The sequence below is a fragment of the Acetobacterium wieringae genome, assembly GCF_026646375.1.
In the GTDB taxonomy this organism is placed as follows: Bacteria; Bacillota; Clostridia; order Eubacteriales; family Eubacteriaceae; genus Acetobacterium; species Acetobacterium wieringae_A.
In genome coordinates this window covers 1-327 of record NZ_JAIPPU010000067.1, presented here as the reverse complement: position 1 = coordinate 327, position 327 = coordinate 1, and the positions used below count along the sequence as shown (strand labels likewise).

At 40.1% G+C, this 327-nt stretch carries 1 tRNA gene; it reads left to right on the top strand.

The features are described 5' to 3' along the window. Positions 1-121: 121 nt before the first annotated feature. Positions 122-197, top strand: a tRNA-Ala gene (locus Q7P33_RS17980). Positions 198-327 lie beyond the last annotated feature (130 nt).

Below are 327 nucleotides of genomic sequence, written 5' to 3'. Positions count from 1 at the left end.
AGGTGCGGCTGGATCACCTCCTTTCTAGGGAGAATTGCCTACTGTTTAATTTTGAGGGTTCTTTTGAGCTTTCTAAAAGTAAATAAAATGAAGATTCTTTGAGTCTTCGACAAGAAAACTTGGGGGTGTAGCTCAGTTGGGAGAGCACTTGCCTTGCAAGCAAGGGGTCAGGAGTTCGACTCTCCTCATCTCCACCAAGAGAATTCTTTGAATTTGCCTTACCGCGGCAGCGGAACAATAAAGCAGATTACAAACAATTGAATTCCGTTAGCACTTTGAAAACTGCATATATATTTAGTGATATGACATCTATTATATAAGTTTGAT